The 17,047-nt window shown below is 40.1% G+C and carries 16 protein-coding genes; 8 read left to right on the forward strand and 8 right to left on the reverse strand.

Annotated elements, in window-relative coordinates; translation table 11 throughout:
* Positions 1-112 precede the first annotated feature (112 nt).
* Positions 113-1,330: a DNA polymerase IV gene (gene dinB, locus ACL8WY_RS15180; RefSeq protein WP_436515604.1), complete on the reverse strand. Its 1,218-nt coding sequence runs from the start codon at positions 1,328-1,330 to the stop codon at positions 113-115.
* 140 nt (positions 1,331-1,470) lie between these two features.
* Between dinB and ACL8WY_RS15185 the strand changes: the two genes are divergently transcribed.
* From ACL8WY_RS15185 to ACL8WY_RS15210, 6 genes are all read left to right on the forward strand, one after another.
* A complete protein-coding gene (locus ACL8WY_RS15185) occupies positions 1,471-3,390 on the forward strand; it encodes a YfiR/HmsC family protein (protein ID WP_436515605.1) in 1,920 nt (639 codons plus the stop codon).
* 1 nt (position 3,391) lies between these two features.
* A complete protein-coding gene (locus ACL8WY_RS15190; RefSeq protein WP_436515606.1) occupies positions 3,392-3,766 on the forward strand; it encodes a response regulator in 375 nt (124 codons plus the stop codon).
* Positions 3,767-3,854: 88 nt separating this feature from the next.
* On the forward strand, positions 3,855-4,223 hold the full coding sequence (locus ACL8WY_RS15195; protein ID WP_436515607.1) for a response regulator: 369 nt from the start codon (positions 3,855-3,857) through the stop codon (positions 4,221-4,223).
* A gap of 99 nt (positions 4,224-4,322) precedes the next feature.
* Positions 4,323-5,603: an oxygenase MpaB family protein gene (locus ACL8WY_RS15200; protein ID WP_436515608.1), complete on the forward strand. Its 1,281-nt coding sequence runs from the start codon at positions 4,323-4,325 to the stop codon at positions 5,601-5,603.
* Positions 5,604-5,614: 11 nt separating this feature from the next.
* Positions 5,615-6,292, forward strand: coding sequence for a DUF6989 domain-containing protein (locus ACL8WY_RS15205; RefSeq protein ID WP_436515609.1), 678 nt, complete (start codon positions 5,615-5,617; stop codon positions 6,290-6,292).
* Positions 6,293-6,317: 25 nt separating this feature from the next.
* Positions 6,318-7,640 (forward strand): sensor histidine kinase, encoded by a 1,323-nt coding sequence (locus ACL8WY_RS15210; RefSeq protein WP_436515610.1) that lies wholly within the window; start codon positions 6,318-6,320, stop codon positions 7,638-7,640.
* 2 nt (positions 7,641-7,642) lie between these two features.
* Here the strand turns inward: ACL8WY_RS15210 and ACL8WY_RS15215 are convergent, their stop codons facing one another.
* The gene (locus ACL8WY_RS15215; RefSeq protein WP_436515611.1) at positions 7,643-8,254 is read right to left on the reverse strand and encodes a hypothetical protein; all 612 of its coding nucleotides are present in this window, start codon (positions 8,252-8,254) and stop codon (positions 7,643-7,645) included.
* A 115-nt stretch (positions 8,255-8,369) separates the two neighbouring features.
* On the opposite strand from ACL8WY_RS15215, the gene ACL8WY_RS15220 reads away from it, so the two are divergent.
* A complete protein-coding gene (locus ACL8WY_RS15220) occupies positions 8,370-9,086 on the forward strand; it encodes a hypothetical protein (protein ID WP_436515612.1) in 717 nt (238 codons plus the stop codon).
* On the opposite strand, the gene ACL8WY_RS15225 is transcribed toward ACL8WY_RS15220, so the two are convergent.
* The gene (locus tag ACL8WY_RS15225) at positions 9,083-9,532 is read right to left on the reverse strand and encodes a YybH family protein (protein ID WP_436515613.1); all 450 of its coding nucleotides are present in this window, start codon (positions 9,530-9,532) and stop codon (positions 9,083-9,085) included. The two genes, ACL8WY_RS15220 and ACL8WY_RS15225, sit on opposite strands and share 4 nt — an antisense overlap.
* A 94-nt stretch (positions 9,533-9,626) precedes the next feature.
* Between ACL8WY_RS15225 and ACL8WY_RS15230 the strand changes: the two genes are divergently transcribed.
* Complete coding sequence (locus ACL8WY_RS15230; RefSeq protein WP_436515614.1) at positions 9,627-10,856, forward strand: alpha/beta hydrolase-fold protein; 1,230 nt, start codon at positions 9,627-9,629, stop codon at positions 10,854-10,856.
* Between the two features lie 27 nt (positions 10,857-10,883).
* Here the strand turns inward: ACL8WY_RS15230 and ACL8WY_RS15235 are convergent, their stop codons facing one another.
* The 5 genes from ACL8WY_RS15235 to ACL8WY_RS15255 all read right to left on the reverse strand — a co-directional run bounded on the left by ACL8WY_RS15235 (position 10,884) and on the right by ACL8WY_RS15255 (position 17,047).
* Positions 10,884-11,768, reverse strand: a complete 885-nt coding sequence (locus tag ACL8WY_RS15235; RefSeq protein WP_436515615.1) for a dienelactone hydrolase family protein — start codon at positions 11,766-11,768, stop codon at positions 10,884-10,886.
* Positions 11,769-11,815: 47 nt separating this feature from the next.
* Positions 11,816-12,868 carry a DUF4407 domain-containing protein gene (locus ACL8WY_RS15240; RefSeq protein ID WP_436515616.1) on the reverse strand — a complete coding sequence of 351 codons (1,053 nt, stop codon included), beginning with the start codon at positions 12,866-12,868 and terminating at the stop codon, positions 11,816-11,818.
* Positions 12,869-12,947: 79 nt separating this feature from the next.
* Positions 12,948-13,496, reverse strand: a complete 549-nt coding sequence (locus ACL8WY_RS15245; protein WP_436515617.1) for a hypothetical protein — start codon at positions 13,494-13,496, stop codon at positions 12,948-12,950.
* Positions 13,497-13,663: 167 nt separating this feature from the next.
* Positions 13,664-14,311, reverse strand: a complete 648-nt coding sequence (locus ACL8WY_RS15250) for a hypothetical protein (protein WP_436515618.1) — start codon at positions 14,309-14,311, stop codon at positions 13,664-13,666.
* 99 nt (positions 14,312-14,410) lie between these two features.
* Positions 14,411-17,047 carry an ABC transporter permease gene (locus ACL8WY_RS15255; protein WP_436515619.1) on the reverse strand — a complete coding sequence of 879 codons (2,637 nt, stop codon included), beginning with the start codon at positions 17,045-17,047 and terminating at the stop codon, positions 14,411-14,413.

The following is a 17,047-nucleotide window of genomic DNA, read 5'->3' on the forward strand; positions in this document are numbered from 1 at the left end:
ATAAAAGAAAAATAAGAAATCGTCATTTCTGTGAATACAGGAATCTCTATATCTACCTCTTTGAGTAAAGAGGTATCCGAGACAAGCTCGAATATGACGTGATGTTTTTCTTTTAATCATTGGCCTCTTTCACTTTAGATATGCTCATGTCACCTTTGAATGGATTGAATGTACGGATCGCATTCACTCCCAAAGCTTTGGCTCTCACAATGGACCGATCGCCATGTTTTTGTCTGAGCCAATCCATTTCTTGATACAGGTTGATGATTTCGCCTGAATCTTCAAATAAATTGATCTGATAATTGCCATGTACCAGGCTGCTGAATCTCACACCAACGAGTCTGACCAATAACCTTCTATCGTAGAGTTTTTCAAACAACTCAATCACTCTTGGTATCAGTATATGATCAGCAGAAGTATAAGGTATGCGTACTTGTTGTGTGTAGGTATTAAAATCTGAATAGCGGATTTTCACAGCGACACAAGCGGTTAGCTTACTTTCCTGTCGCAGTTGATAAGCCAGGTGCTCGGTCATGGCCAGAATGATGTTTTTGAGTCGGGTGATGTCTGTAGTGTCCTTATTGAAAGTTTGTTCCGTAGAGATGGATTTTCGTTCAGAATACGGTATAACAGGCGAATGATCAATCCCATTGGCCTTTTCCCACATGGCAGCTCCATTTTTTCCAAAAATCTGTATCAACATATCTTTTGGCATCTCCTGTAGGGTATGCACCTTTCGCACACCCAGTCCTCTCAGCGTTTGCTGGGTTTTGCTGCCGATCATGGGAATTTTCTTTACGGATAAAGGAGCCAGAAACGACTTTTCAGATCCGGATTGGACCCAGATTTTATTATTGGGTTTCGCTTCTCCTGTAGCTACTTTAGAAACTGTTTTATTGATCGATAGACCAAAAGAAATAGGAAGATGAGTTTCCTTAATCACTTTTTCTCTTAGCTCGGAGGCCATTTTATAACACCCAAAAAAGCGATCCATACCCGTCAGGTCAGCATAAAACTCATCAATGGAAGTTTTTTCAAAGACAGGAACATGCTCCTTGATTATTGCCGATACTTCCATGGAAAATTTTGTGTAATCCACGTGGCTACCTTTAATCACGATCGCTTCAGGACATAGCTGCATAGCCAGCCGCATGGGCATAGCTGAATGAACACCGAACTTCCGAGCTTCATAGCTGCACGCCGCTACCACACCACGATCACTTGATCCACCGATCAATATGGGTTTACCTTTCAATTGACTGTCCCGCAACCGTTCCACAGACACAAAAAAGGTGTCTAAATCCAAGTGCAAAATGAAGGAATTGATCATGAGTCAAAATTACTAATATTTTTAGTAAAATGTACCTCGGGATAATTATGTTGTTCGTCTAGTCAGTACTATGACTTATCTAATTGCTTGTATGAACCCAATGAAAATAGCTATCTTTCGTGCAGTCACCAGTCTCAAGAATGAAATATAGAAAAGGAATAATTTTTTTCTTTATAACGATTTTATTAAGTCATTATGCCATTGCGCAGACCAACCGTCAGCAGCAAATGGTATCAAAGACCTATTCAATCATTAAGAATATTGAGTGGCCAAAGAAAGAAACGCCGTTCAAAATCCATATCATAACTACTGATAATGGACTGAAAGATCATTTCAGATCAACCAGTCAAAATCAAACACTTGCCGGAAGAGATGTATCTGTAAGCTTCACAAGTTATGTGCTCATCCCGGAAGCTGTAGACGCTATTTTCGTAACTAACCAATACAATGCAACCATCCCTACATTGTTGGATCGAATAGGTGGAAAAGGCGTGCTTCTAATCACCGACGGGTACGATAAGCAACGCGATGTAATGATCAATTTTCTGAATGACGGCACTGGTGGAGTAACATTTGAAATTAACAGGGCGAATGTGACTAATCAGGGTTTAATCATTAAATCCGGAATGGATGATATGGGTGGTTCTGAAGTAGATGTAGCTAAGATATTTAAACAGGTGCGAGATTCGGTAAGAGCAATGGAGCTCCGTGCCGAAGCACTGAAAACACAATTTGATTCATTGAATTTTAATGTAGCAGCGGCATTGGGAATAATGAGGCAACAGCAGGCATTAATTCGGGCGAGAAACGAAGAAATAGACAGGAAACAAAAAGAAATAGACAAGCAAACCGAGGTACTTGACTCACTGAGAGTTGAGTTTGCAGAATCAGAGACACGTTTAATTGACTTAACAGCCACGTTGGATGAACGTGAAGACGAATTAAATGTGCTTGGAAAAGAGATTGATGCACAGAAGGAAAATGTGGAGGAAGGAAACAGGATTCTTGCCGAACAGACCAAGCGAATTGCAGATCAGAACGATGAAATTGCGCAGAGAGAAGAGCGACTGGATGAGATGTCCAACGTGGTAAACTCACAACAAAGTGCTCTTGTGTTTTTAGTTCTGTTTCTAGTCGTTCTTGTAGGCTTTTCATTTCTTATTTTCACTGCTTACAAAGCACGGAAAAAGGCCGCCAAAAAACTTGCCGAGCAAAAAGAAGACCTGGGGAGATTGCTCAATGAACTTCAGGAAACACAATCCCAGTTGGTTCAATCAGAAAAGATGGCTTCACTGGGTACCTTGACCGCCGGTATTGCCCATGAGATTAATAATGCTATTAACTTTGTTTATTCAGGTATTCACGTCTTAAGTGACAAGTTCACTGAAATACGTCCGGTTATATCGCACGTTACAGAGATTAAGAAAGATGATAAAAACCTTCAGCAATCCATAGATAAACTGGTGAAAGAACGAGAAGAAGTTGATTATGATGAAGCGCAAGGAGTGATTGATCAAATGATTACCAGTATTAAAGTAGGTGCGGAACGAACGACCGAAATTGTGAAAGGTCTTCGAACTTTCTCAAGAGCAGAAACCGAAAAGAAAACCCGAATCGACATTCACGCAGATATTGATGTGGCATTGTTGCTGCTCAATAGTAGACATAAAGACGCCATAAGTATCAACAAGAAATTGTCAGACCAGCACATGGAGGTGGATGGTTATAAGGGCCAGTTGAGCCAGGCGTTTCTCAATATCATTAGCAACTCTATTGATGCTGTAGCACCAAAGGGTAAGGATGGTAAGATTGATATTGAAACCTCATTTGATGGGAAGAGAGCCGAGGTGAAAATCACTGATAATGGCGTGGGGATGTCTGAGGATGAAATACAGAAAATTTTTGATCCATTTTTCACCACCAAAAAGATAGGAGCCGGGACCGGATTGGGACTGTCAATAACCTATGGTATCGTTGAACGACACGGCGGTACAATTGCGGTAAATTCTCAAATAAATGAAGGAACTGAATTTATTATTAAACTACCTTTAGCGAGCTAATATGAGTGAAACCAAGCCATCGCTTATTTACTTAGATGATGAAGAAATCAATCTCATTCTCTTTCGGGAGATGTTTAAGAAAGACTTTGATATTTTCACTACTACGTCACCTGATGATGCCATAGAATATGTGAAAGGACATGATCTGGATTATATCCTCACTGACCAATTGATGCCTGTGATGACCGGAGTGGAGTATCTCAAAGAGCTCAAAGAGCTTGGAGTTTCTGATAAGTCCATGAAAGTAATTATCTCCGGATTCACTCAAGAAGGAGAGGTGGATGAAGCACTTGAAACAAAGTTGATCGATAGTTTTGTAAGTAAGCCTTGGTCTTATCAGAACTTGAAGGACTTATTGCTCAGTAGACGAGGCTAATTCATCGAAATCAATTTGGTTGTTTTTCAAACTACATCAATATTGAGTTAAATTTGGTGCTTCAACCAGAGCAATGATTTTAAGGGAAATGAATAGTAACAAACCTGTGGTAATATACCTAGACGATGAAGAGATCAATCTTCTATTGTTTAAGGAGATGTTCAAAAAAGACTTTGAAGTTTTTACCACCACCTATCCCGAAGAAGCCTTAGAGTATTTAAAAAGTAACGATGTAGAATATGTCTTTACGGATCAGCGAATGCCAATCATGACTGGTGTAGAGTTTTTGCGTGAGCTGGAAGGCATGAAAATCACTGCAGCCCCCAAGAAAGTAATGATTTCAGGATATGCAGCCGAAGGCGAAGTGAGTAAAGCTATAGAGCAAAATCTCATTGATCGATTTGTTGACAAGCCTTGGACCTATCATGGTTTAAAAGAGGTTATAAGCGCCATTTAAGCGCTGATATTACAACTACATTTCTTAAAAAACCATTTCGTTTCAATCCGTGAAAGGTGTTAGATTACATCTTTGATTTAACCCACCGAACCTAACGGAATGAAGAACTCGTTTGCAATAGAAGCAATCACAGAGGAGGCATTGGATGCATTCAGAAAAACCACTGATCCAATAGCTGATAGCACTGTCCAAAAAATAATAACCTTAGGAGACGAGAAGTCAGTGAATGAAGTAATGATGCATCTTTTTAAGAACAGTTCGTTCGAAAAAGGGATGTTCGATTCGCTGGGAAGTGATTTGTCCGGTATACTTAATGAATATATAGAAACCACTAGACAGCTGCCTGAATGGGCAGATGCTGACAAGATAAAAGCTGGAGAGAAGCTGTTTTCTTTATATGGACCGGAAATATTCATGCTTCTCAATGTTAGCTCACTTCCGCTATGCTACACCTGTGCCAAAGGCGCTCAGGTCTTGTATGATACGGGTCGATTATTAGTACATAATAATGATATAGATCCATTAGCAAGAAGGCTGATGGAAACCGCACAGATGGTTGTAAATGTACTTTCCGAAGGCGGACTTTCTGCAAACGGAGGTGGTGTGGTTACGCTTCAGAAGGTCAGGTTAATTCACGCTTCAATAAGGTACTATTTGACGCATTCTGAAAAGAATTCTTTTGATGTAGCTAAATATGGCCAACCAATCAATCAGGAAGACCTTGCCGGTACATTGATGTCTTTTGGGCCTGTAATCCTGTCAGGGTTAAAGCGATTGAATATTTCTCTTACAGAGAAGGAGCAAAACGATTATATGCATTGCTGGAAAGTCGTAGGCCATTTGATGGGAATTAAGAAGGTATTGTTACCAGACACCTATGAAGAGGGTTTTGAATTGGCAACCAGGATATTGAAACATCAGTCTGAGGAATCTGAAGCTGGAAAAGCATTGACGGATGCATGTGTTCAGTTTATGAACTACCTGATACCCGGAAATGCCTTTAATGACGTTCCCGCGTATTTTATTGATTATTTCCTTCAGGATTTTTCAACGTCATCCAATAAGAATCTATCTGCATGTGCTGGTATTTCTGAAAGGAGCGATAGAAAAGACCGCATCTTACTAAGCGTGACCAAGTTCATCATTGGAAAGTTGAGTCACCTTGAAGAGCACAAGTTTGTGCAAAAGATATCATCCTACTTTAATAAGAAACTATTGGAAGGAATCATTCATCATTTCAACGATGGTAAAAATGTGCAGTTCTTTATTCCACCATCACTTCAAAAGGATTGGGGTTTGATAGATAACTGGAGCAACTCAAAGACATCACCAGCCATTCTCAAGCGACGGCTAGCTATACAAAAGAGAATTGACAATTAACCCAATAAAGCATGCAAACCACTGAAGTACCCGGATTAGATAAAAGAACGACAGTCGTCATTCTGGCCTCATCAGGCTTGCTGATTGGATGGTCTTTTGTTTCATCAATACTTGCGAGCGGACCAGTATCAGCCAGTATAATCACGTATGGGTTGTACCTTTTTTATTGGCTTTATGCGATCAAATTTCGCAATCCATTGATTCAGAGACTACTGGTTTTTGGTACCATTGCAGGGATATTGGAGCTTGTCACAGATCATTACCTTGTTGAAACTATCGATAGTCTCGTTTATCCTGGCAATGAATTGATGGTGTGGAGTTCTCCGATGTACATGCCATTTGCCTGGTCCAATGTCTTGCTTCAATTGAGTTTTGTTGGTGTGTTGCTTACCAAAAAGAAAGGATTAGTCATTGCTTCCATTCTTTTGTGTATCGCTGGAGGAATGTACATTCCGCTTTATGAGCATCTGGCAAAAGATGCCGGATGGTGGTGGTATCATCAGAATGTAAGGATGATTTTTAATGCACCACTTTACGTAATTGTATGTGAGGCATTGATTTCACTTTCGTTACCTGTTTTGATTCAATATGCTGAACGTCATACACTTACCAAAACAGTTTATTTGGGTATCGTAGAAGGAGTGTGGATTCTACTTAGTGCATACATTGCTTTTACGATCGCACATTAAAAGCTAGCTTTAAAATACTACCATTATGAATTTTGCTGGACTTGTAGACTTTTTCATTCATCCCTCATACCATGAGGATGCACTTAAGTTAAGAAAAGCACGACTTTTTGTCCGTTCTTGTCTTCTAACCAGCCTTTTTTCAAATTCATACATTTGGTTTAGCGTCCTATTTGAATATGATTTAGGTGTTTATTTAATGATCTTTAATGTGGCCGGGTTTGTTGCACTGGCTTTTTTGGTGAAAACCAAGATTCCGCTGTTGCTCATTTCTAACCTCTATATTCTGGTAGGTTCCATAGCCGTCTGCGTATTGACCTATTATTCCGGAGGTATTTGGTCGGCTGTTTACCCATGGATTATTTCAACACCTGTGCTTGCACTGTTAGTGGTAAATCGCAATTATGGTATTGCCTGGGGCATATTATCATTTCTGATAATGCTTTGGTTTGGTTGGCTGGAGCTGAAAGGGATAAAGCTTCCCATGGATTATAATACAGACTTGAAAGCGGAATGGTTTGTGTCAGTTTTGCCTGGCTTACTACTCATAGTTCTAGTCATTTCGGCTGTATTCGAATCGGTGCAAACCAATGCATTGAGGAATCTTCAGAAGCAAAACGAACAGCTTGAAAATCAGAAGGAAACCATAGCGGAACAATCTAAGAAGCTAGAAAAGCTCATTGACGACAAGGATCACATCATTCGAATATTGGCGCATGATCTTAAAAATCCTTTGGCGAACATCACCACGATTTCCAATATTTTAAAAGAAGAACGTGAAATTGATCAACAGAAGAAGTTTATAGCGATGATTGAAAAAGTGTCATCTCAAGCGCAGGGATTGGTAAACAATGTGCTGGATATGGCCACTATGGAAGATGGGGCTTTACGATTAAAGCCGGAAACGCTTAGCATTACGGAAGTAGTGAAGGAAGCAGTTGGTTCTTTATCTGAGCAGGCCAGACAAAAGCAAATTGAAATAGCTGTCACTGGCGAAGACTCTCATGTCTTTGTGGATCATATGTACCTCTCGTTGATATTTGAAAACTTGATTTCCAACGCACTGAAGTTTTCGCAAAAATCCCAAAAAGTAACAATTGAAATCTCGGTCGATACCAAGGTAGTAAAAGTGAAAGTGATGGATGAAGGTCCGGGTATCAAACCAGAAGAAGAAAATCAATTGTTCGAGAAGTTTGCCAAATTAAGTGCCAGACCTACCGGTGAGGAAAGTTCGTCCGGGCTTGGATTATCGCTGGTAAAACGATATACCGAACAGATAGGAGGTAAGGTTTGGTATGATCGTGAAGCTTCAAAAGGAGCAACCTTCGTTGTTGAATTACCAAAAAAATAGGCTTACTCTATCAAATGCTGTTCCGTGATATGCTCAACAACATCATCGATAAAACTCTTTTTTCTTTCTTTATTTTCTGCCGGATTGATAATCAAACTTGAAGCTCGCCAGACTACAGTTTCCTCATTTTCCTGATGCTTCTCTTTCAGATCATAAAGTGTAGCAATCATATAGTATTTCTCCGGTCGCTCATAATAGTTGGAATTGTAAGTATGGAATGATCTTCTTCTGAAATAGATTTTCTTGAACTTACTATAGTCCTCAGGCATCATATAGGACTCATCATTTTCATGCAATATCTTGATGACCAATACGGCATCTACTTTGTTTTCTTCGATAAGGCTTGTGATACTATCCTGGTTGTGATCTAGTTCGGTTACTTCCTGAGGAAAAATTTTTAATCCTTCGACGGCATGAAATCCTGATTTCTCCAATTCAGTTACAGCTTCATTTTCATAGAATTTACGACTCTCTAAGTCATGTGAGAGGCCAACTACCACAAGCTTATTGAAATGTGTGCCTTCATACGGATCTCTTTTCCATTCATTGTCAAAATCTAAAGAACATGAAGTAAGAAAGGCAATTGATAGTAAATAGAGGTATCGGTGAATCATAATTGCAAAATAAGAAACGTTTTACTTTTGGTGACAATTTTACAGATAGGTAAACAAGATGTATACAGCATGGAAATAAGTTTGAAAAGCATCTAATAGGTTATATTTTTCTCAAATGAATCGAATATTTGTTGTCACTGTTTGGATACTGTCTTTAACGTTTAGTTATGGACAGAGCCTATTAGAAACGAAAAAATGGACTTCCTTTTTTACTGAAAGACCTTATTTGACAAAAGCGCAGAGTATTACAGATGAGACATTTTGGGAGATCGATGCATCCTACACGTATTATACCTCATACCCAGTTTTGCTGGTTTACGAGGGTGGTGGAGCAGTTGAAATCAATTGGTCATATAGTGGATTGCCTTCATTGATTGATAAAAAGAAGGCTTTTGAGGATATGGATTTTCAGCGCTATGAGAAGGAAAATATCGTCTATATCGTATTTGATGGATATCTATTCAAAAACCCTTTTGTTGGAAATGCGATAGACGGTGATTTTATGATTGTTTATGAGGAGGGGCCCATTAGTATTTACCGGGAGTATTATACCTCGCCGATCACTCGCGAAAACATATCTTCGGCTTTTGCCATCTATAAAGAAAGCCAGTTGGATGATACGTTTTATCTCGGAAAATTTGAAAAGAAAGCGGCCAAACTGGTGAATGACTACCCAAAGCTGGCGAAGAAGATCCAGGATAAAATTATTGGCTATAGAAATGAAGAAGATGATATCATACGAATAGCTCAGGAATACAATGCGCTAGTGAAAGAAAATAACCCGTATCGATACGAAGATCATTACCTCAAATTCTGGCAAAGAAAATTTTAATCCCAGACAAACTTCCACTTTCCATCCTTCTGACGCTTCCAGACAGTATGAAAAACACCCGTATCACTTGAGACATTTCCCAGTGAATCTCTTCTTGAGAAAACGTAATTTCCATAGGTATAGGCCATATCACCGGAATTTGAGACATCAATAAAGTCTGGCGTCCATGTGAGCGACACATTGGGATTCCGTTCGTTTGAATATGTGGCATCAAGAGCTTCTTTGCCAATGACTAATTCCCCACCTCTTAGCAGTGCGACTTCTTCTGCTGCGAAGGCTCTAAATGCTGGAGATATTCCTTTTTCTTGTGCCATTCGTGCAAAATCAGTTTCGACCTGCATTATTTCGTTTTTCCATGCTTCCATCTTTGATTGTTCAGCTTTTGGTGTGCAGCTTATCAAAGAGAGTGCGAAGAAGGCAATTGTGGATAGGTGTCGGCTATTCATATAATTGAGATTAATTTGTTAATGAGCTGTTAATCGTATACCTAAAAATCTTAATTATCGTAACTAGATTGATATAATTCAACCTAAAACTAATATGAATAGAATCCTGCTACTTACTATCTCTTATTACTTCTTAATGAGCAGTCTTATTGCACAGAACGAAGTAATCGCTGGAAATACCTTGAGAATTCGCTCAAATAACCTTGATCAAGAAATAGAACTACAGATTTACCTTCCCGAAAATTATGAAGAAGGGAAAGGTACTTATCCATCACTTTACATACTGGACGGTCAATGGTACTACATGAATGGTGTAGCGATCCAGGAGTCACTTAGAGGTGACCGTATAATGCCCAAGATGATTGTTGTGGCTATTAACATGGTAGATAGACCCTATCGATCTGAGCTCTTTAATCGATGGGATTCATTCATTGATTTCATTGAATTAGAGCTGGTGCCGTATGTAGATCAATCTTATCAGACGTCTGAAGAGCGCATCGTTTTTGGTTGGGAGAATAGCGGCTATCTCTCCAGTGAATTGATTCTAAGAAAAAATAGCCCTTTTCAATGTGCAATTGCTACTAGTGGTGCAGGAATTAATGGTGACTCTTTGGAGTTATTTAGCGCGGATAATGAACGGTATTTATTCCTGGCAGGCTCTAAGAAAGATATTTATTCCATCGACCAAACAGATAATGCGTCAGAGACATTAGAATCTATAAATCCCGAAGGGCTAAACTGGGAATACCGATTATTCAATGAAGAGGAGCACGAATCATTGGCGTACGCTTCCATGTATCAGGGACTTAAATTTTTCTACCACAACTACGGGTCGTTGGTTTTTAGTTCGATCGATGAGTTTTACGAAAAAGGCGGTTTGCCATATATGGAGAAATACTTTCTTGAGCGAGGTGAACGGTTTGATTTACCTTCTGAAATAGATGCTTCAACTAAAAATAGCCTAATATGGCTGGCTTGGAAAAGGGATAAGTTTGAAGCATTTGATACATTCATGAGAGAGTTTGATGATATTCTTTCCACACGGCGATATGCAAATGCTTATTGGCAAAACAGGTTGGGTCAGTATTATCTTAAATATAAATCTTTTGACGAGGCAATTCCCTTTTTCGAACGAGGAATCAACGAATATCCAGATGATCGATTCATGGCAGCCATGCACACTGGTTTAGGGTCGGCACACTTTGGGAAAGGCGATAAAAGACTGGCTAAGAAGCAATTGCTAAAAGGAATTGAGTTGGCAAAATCTTCAAATGATCCAAAGCTTACTGAGTATCAAAAAGAATTAGAAAGAATAAGCAGGTAAGACAGACTAACTAGTCGTTTTAGCCTATCACTTCAGATTCTCACCAAAGAAGGCGACCGTGCGGTCCCAAGCCAGCTTTGCTGCCTCTTCATCGTAACGTGCCGTGGTATCGTTGTGAAAACCGTGATTGGCATTTGGATACATATGTGCTGTGTATGTTTTACCGTTCGCTTTTAAGGCTTTCTCATAATCTGGCCAACCAGCATTCACACGCTTATCCAGTTCTCCAAAATGCAATAGGAGAGGAGCCTGAATATCAGGAACCATCTCTGCAGAAGGTTGTCCACCATAAAACGGCACTGCTGCTTTAAGTTCCGGCACTTTCACAGCCATCATGTTGGAAATCCACCCACCAAAGCAAAAACCCACAACACCGATATTACCGGAGCATTCAGGATGACTTTTCAGATAATCAAAAGCCGCAATAAAGTCCTCCAGCATCTCATTACGATCTCGCTCCCGTTGCATGGTTCTTCCATCATCATCATTTCCTGGATAACCTCCTAGGGGTGAAAGTGCGTCCGGAGAAATCGAAATGAAGCCTGCCAGCGCTGCTCTTCGTCCTACATCAGCGATGTGCGGATTTAATCCTCTGTTTTCATGGACAACAACGATTCCGGGTAATTTCCCCTCTGCATCTTTCGGACGAGAGAGCTGAGCTTTAATGGTTCCACCACCTTTTGGAGAAGGATATTCAATGGTTTCTGTCTTTAGTTTTGGATTGTCCTGATCAATCTGGATGACATCATAGTTGGGCATAATAGAACTCATGAGTGTTGTGAGTGTAAGTCCTCCAACCGCATAAAGAGAGATCTTTTCTATAAATTCTCTTCGTTCCATGCGGTTGTGCGCATAGTCATCATATAACTTGAATACCTGTGGGTCTATGTCTTTACGATCGATCTTTTTCATGCGCTTATCTTTAGGTTTTCTATTTAAAGATAAGCTTTAGTGGAGATTTAAGTTTTCTCCAAACTCAACCCCAGGCGATTCTGAACATAATCAATCTCATCTTCTGTAAGCCGTGCAGAACGTTTTTTGATCACTGAATTGACCTTGGCAAGGTCTTCATAGTAAGCTGCTTCAACTCCATATTCTTCTTTTTTCAACACAAAATCATACGGTCCTCGTTGAGAAATTAACTTTACAAAAACCGGGGCAGTTTCCACCGCCAGAAAAAGTAACATGATAAACCAATGAGCGGCCCAAATCGCACTGCTTTTTCTCGTCAATCGGTCAAGCGCTTCAATACGTGAAGCAAGCCCGGTCAGCTGACTTTTCTCTAGTTCTTGAAGTGCGGATTTTTCCTCCGATTCAATCTGTGCCAGTGTGTTTTCTTTTTCTGCTATTTGAGCGTTATTGGTTGCTTCTAATTCCTTAAGTTCTCCTTCTACTCTGTCTGCATCCGCTTTCTTTATTTTATATATGGGCCCAGCGTTGCGCCTTTTCGTTCCACCTGTTCCGTCAGCTTCTTCCTGGGCGATTCGACGCAGCTCATCTCTTTTTTCAGCTTTGGCATTGATTTCATTTTTAAGCATTAGAATTTCATCATTCAGGCGATTTCTTGTATCGATAAATCGCTCTTTCACTGTCAGTTCTTGTGCGGCAAGGTCTTCCTGAATCATAAGTGAAATTTCCGAATTCACTTCTTTTTCGAAAATCTTCAGCTCCAGAGGCTTGGCAATCACAATAGATATGATGATTGCTAAAACGATTCTTGGAGCAGCGCTCAACCATTCTTGTCTTGAATTTCCGTTTTTTCTCATGCTAGAGACAATGAAACGATCCAAATTGAAAATCATCAATCCCCAGATTATTCCAAAAAAGGATGCGGTGAGGTAGCTGTCAAATATGGTGTAAAGAGCATAACCTCCAGCAAGTGCGGCGAAGACACCTGTAAAGAAGATGGTAGCTCCAATGCCCACATATTTACTCGATTCGGAAGGACAGTTGAGGAGGATAGATTTGTTTACTCCGGCACATTGCCAGAAAAATTCTTTTAAGCGATTCATTGAAAATTCAACGCTGAGTCTTAATGAATGTTATATGAGGGGATAAATTCAACATTTACCCCCTCGAATAGTCCAATTTTTATTGTGGCCTACTTTGGTAATTGGCGTTAGCTAGTTTGGATGCGGATAAACCAAAGTGAGCTTTGATAGCATCGTAATCCGTGTAGTCTATTCTGCCGGAAAACTGTCCGGGAACAACCACCACTCTTGCGATCCAATTATCGGTGGTGATTGCTCCGAGTCCATCGAAATTTATGGTTCCATCTAAAAAGACGCTCACATCAAACTTGGTGAAATCATAGTTATATTGAAGCACACCATCACTGAAGTAAAGTGTTTGAGGCAGAGCCCTCCAAACCTCAGTTCCATCGCTGGTTACTTCCCATAGAAAATAAACCAGTGCTACATCAGAATCCAGCATAGTAAAGTCGTTTGGTAGATTCAAGAGAATACTATAGTCGGGAGCAGTAAAACTGAATTCATATTCGAAGACATAGCCTTCTTCACCGTCTACTCCGTCAATTCCGTCTCGTCCATCGTAGCCTCTAGGTCCTCTGGGTCCTTCATCGAAGTAGCATCCAGACAATGCCAGCATCAATATCGATAAGAGTATATATAACCTTTTCATAAGCAGTTCATTTTAGTGAAACATCTTGACCTTTTGGTCAGGTATAATTCAAAATGAATGCCAGAAATGAAATTGAACCTTAAGTAGCCCAAGGCCCTGATATGGTTTAGGCATAAAAAAAGCATCCATAATGTGTCGTATGAATGCTTTTTAGCAGATTTGATTTTTTAATAATCCATTACAGTTCGTGCGGCAAGATACCCATTGTAGAATGTAACATGAGACCTTTTGAATCGCTTCATCACTTTATCCAGCTTCTCCGCGTATTCATTTGCCTCACTTAAATATTCTTCTATTGAATGGTGAACCAGCTGCTTTGATAAGTCATAGGTTGGCTCCTTGTCAAGACTTAACTGATATTCATCCAGATTGAGTTTTACGTCATCTATTTGATCTTGTACGATTCCGTGTTCAGACATATTTTCAATGTTTTCCTCCATGAGATCAATCATGCTAATCACTTTCTCCAGGAATTGATCATAGGATAAACGGAAGTAATCAGAGTAATGGTTATTGGCTTTCTGCCTCAGAATTTCATCGCCAATATCATCGGCATAAGCCTCTAAGGTATCATCCAGAATATCCATCTTATCAGCGATTTGCTTCTTCAGATGGAGGATGTTTTGTCCTGTGTGAATTCTCGGTTCGTTTTTCAAAAGTTTCTCCACCGCCAGGGTTAGCTGATGTGCTTTGTTTTTATACTGATTGATAATCGGGATGCTTATCCAAATGGCAATGTGATCGTCAAGATAGGCGTTGGTTTGCTCAAGCATATCCAACTCCAGTTCAAGGGGCTGCTTTTCTAAAACTTCCATGCTATTAGTTTTCAACAAATATCTTTTAATAAATGATAAGTTTTATTTTAATTAAATTATGATATACATAAATTATTATTTATGTATAAAATTTAAAGATTACTCCGATCTCAAGCTATTCACAGGATTAGAAGTGGCTGCTTTTATGGAATGATAACTGACAGTGGAAATAGCAATAATTGTGGCCAGTAGGCTACCAAGGAGGAAAAAATACCAGGATAGATCAATTCTGAAAGCGAAATTTGAGAGCCACTCACTCATAAAATAATAAGCAATGGGAATGCCTGCTATAACGGCAATACCAACCAACTTTAAAAAATCTTTTGATAGCATCCCAACAATCGCATGTTCATGAGCTCCTAGCACCTTGCGCACTGCAATTTCTTTGACACGCTGCTCTGCAACAAAGGAGGAAAGACCGTACAATCCCAGGCAAGCGATGGCAATAGCCAGCATGCAGAAAATGATAATAAACTGGTTGAATTGCTCCTCGTCTTTGTAAGCTCCCTCAAAATAGTCATCCAAAAATTGGTAATTAAAGTCAGATGGAACATTCCAATCTGCCCACAGGTTTTCAATGCTTGAGAGAACTTCATTTGTCCTTTCCTCCTGAACTTTAACCATGAGTCTCCGACTTGGTGCGTGATGGATTACTAGAGGATCTATCGGTCGTTCCAATGAATGGTGGTGAAAATCTTTGGCAATTCCAATGACTACACCTTTCTTGTCTACAGCCCAGTCTCCACTATGGGTGGTATAGTACTCGATTGTTTTTCCTATCGGGTCTTTCCATGACTCGCCATAATCCCTGATCGCTTGTTCCCACGCACTTTCATTAAGTATAAATGCAGAACTATCGGTCGGGATATCTTCCGAAAATGTACGTCCAAGCACCATTTCTACTCCAAGCGCATCAAGTGTATTGTGACCTACATAATAGCCCAGCCATGCATCTCCATAAGGATCTTCATAGTCAGAAAAGCCTTCAAACTTATATCCCCAATAAAAGGCATTGTCTCCAGGGATTTGTCTGCTTGCCATCACTGATTTTACACCTTGAATGGATTGAAGTTGATCTTTCACAATGGGCCATTTACGCCGTAGGGCATCCATACTTCCGAAATGCATCACAATGGTATTTTCAGGTTGAAAGCCCAAATCCTTCTGCTTGACAAAAAGCATCTGCTTGTATACTACCATAGCACCAATGATTAAGGCGATCGAGATTGTAAACTGAAAAACGACCAGAGTTTTGCGCACCCAACCTTTACCACCTCGAGCATCATTGTTGCCAGATAAAATGGAGATAGGTTGGAATGAGGATAAAAAGAGTGCCGGATAGCTACCTGTAATCACAATAGTGGTCAGGATGAGAAATATCAAACCGACAATAACCGGAACAATATCAGTAAGTCCAAGCAGCAGGTCTACCTCCGCCAAACGATTGATTGGAGGGATGGCGACAAGAAGAATAAGAAGAGCAAGAACAACTGCAAGCAAAGTCATAATCGCGGACTCTGCAAAAAATTGAATGATCAACTGTTTCCTGAAAGCGCCCATCACCTTTCGAACACCGACTTCTTTTGATCGCTTAGATGCACGAGCAGTGGCCAGGTTCATAAAATTGATACATGCTATCAATAGAATGATGACTGCAATTGCTGAGAATATACGAACCTGATTAATGTTTCCGTGCGCTGTATAGTCCGACCTTAAATGATAGGATTCGAGATAGAGATCTTGCAGTGGCATATAATCAATGGTGATGGAGTCGGCCTCTGCATCGTAATATTTATTCCACATCTCCTGATACTTCTCTTCCATCAGTTCAGGATCGATACCGGGTTTGAGTTTAACATAGCTACCAATCCAGTCGTTTGGCCAGAGCTCCATGATATTGAGCGATTGATCATCGTACAGCAGCTCAAAAGGCAACACCATATTGAATTGGAGGTGGGAGTTGAAAGGAATATCTTCAAATACAGCAGTCACCTTAAACGGCATTTCAGTTCCGTTAATTACGTTATCGATCTTGAGTATCTGGCCAATCGGATCTGCCTTGCCAAAGAACTTCTCTGCGTGGGATTTTGAAATTGCTACACTGTTTTTATCAATTAGACAAGTGGTCTTATCTCCACGAATTAATGGGAAAGTGAAAAAGTTGAAGAAGTTAGAATCTACTACAATCAGGTCTTCATAGTAGACTTCATCGTTGGTTAATGAGACTTTTCGATCCGTTTTCCAAAAGTTGATGCGATTGAAGCTGGCGACTTCAGAGTAGTCTTTTGCATATGTGGGTGCAGCTTGGGCGTTGATGTAACCATAGACATGCTGCAAACGGTAGATATCCGCTCCGTCTTCATGAAACTTATCGTAGCTGGTCTCCACTTTGATAAAGAGGAAGATCATGAAAACACATGCCAGCCCAATACCCAATCCGCTGATGTTGATGAACGAATAGGATTTGTGTTTAAGCAGGTTTCTGAAAGCAACTTTGATGTAATTCTGCAGCATGCTGATTGAGTTTGTTGATTGATAAGTTCTTTCTGAGCGATACATGCGGGCGTAGCGAATGACTTCCAGGAGGTATATGAGGTTGGCATAGAGCTTTCCTCGCTCACGAAGGTTTTCCTGAAATTCTTCTGCAAGGTCACCGGATACTTCTTCGTAGAATTCCCGACTGATGAGTCGAGATAGGAGTGAGGCAGCAAATTTTGGAGGAGATACCTGTGGCAT

Source organism: Ekhidna algicida (assembly GCF_051379705.1).
GTDB lineage: Bacteria > Bacteroidota > Bacteroidia > Cytophagales > Cyclobacteriaceae > Ekhidna.

Coding starts and splice junctions, on each gene's coding strand:
- ACL8WY_RS15200 (WP_436515608.1), top strand. CDS start 4,323: ATGAAGAACTCGTTTGCAATAGAAGCAATCACAGAGGAGGCATTGGAT.
- ACL8WY_RS15225 (WP_436515613.1), bottom strand. CDS start 9,532: ATGAATAGCCGACACCTATCCACAATTGCCTTCTTCGCACTCTCTTTG.
- ACL8WY_RS15205 (WP_436515609.1), top strand. CDS start 5,615: ATGCAAACCACTGAAGTACCCGGATTAGATAAAAGAACGACAGTCGTC.
- ACL8WY_RS15220 (WP_436515612.1), top strand. CDS start 8,370: ATGAATCGAATATTTGTTGTCACTGTTTGGATACTGTCTTTAACGTTT.
- dinB (WP_436515604.1), bottom strand. CDS start 1,330: ATGATCAATTCCTTCATTTTGCACTTGGATTTAGACACCTTTTTTGTG.
- ACL8WY_RS15230 (WP_436515614.1), top strand. CDS start 9,627: ATGAATAGAATCCTGCTACTTACTATCTCTTATTACTTCTTAATGAGC.
- ACL8WY_RS15255 (WP_436515619.1), bottom strand. CDS start 17,047: ATGCCACAGGTATCTCCTCCAAAATTTGCTGCCTCACTCCTATCTCGA.
- ACL8WY_RS15195 (WP_436515607.1), top strand. CDS start 3,855: ATGAATAGTAACAAACCTGTGGTAATATACCTAGACGATGAAGAGATC.
- ACL8WY_RS15190 (WP_436515606.1), top strand. CDS start 3,392: ATGAGTGAAACCAAGCCATCGCTTATTTACTTAGATGATGAAGAAATC.
- ACL8WY_RS15235 (WP_436515615.1), bottom strand. CDS start 11,768: ATGAAAAAGATCGATCGTAAAGACATAGACCCACAGGTATTCAAGTTA.
- ACL8WY_RS15250 (WP_436515618.1), bottom strand. CDS start 14,311: ATGGAAGTTTTAGAAAAGCAGCCCCTTGAACTGGAGTTGGATATGCTT.
- ACL8WY_RS15210 (WP_436515610.1), top strand. CDS start 6,318: ATGAATTTTGCTGGACTTGTAGACTTTTTCATTCATCCCTCATACCAT.
- ACL8WY_RS15240 (WP_436515616.1), bottom strand. CDS start 12,868: ATGAATCGCTTAAAAGAATTTTTCTGGCAATGTGCCGGAGTAAACAAA.
- ACL8WY_RS15245 (WP_436515617.1), bottom strand. CDS start 13,496: ATGAAAAGGTTATATATACTCTTATCGATATTGATGCTGGCATTGTCT.
- ACL8WY_RS15215 (WP_436515611.1), bottom strand. CDS start 8,254: ATGATTCACCGATACCTCTATTTACTATCAATTGCCTTTCTTACTTCA.
- ACL8WY_RS15185 (WP_436515605.1), top strand. CDS start 1,471: ATGAAATATAGAAAAGGAATAATTTTTTTCTTTATAACGATTTTATTA.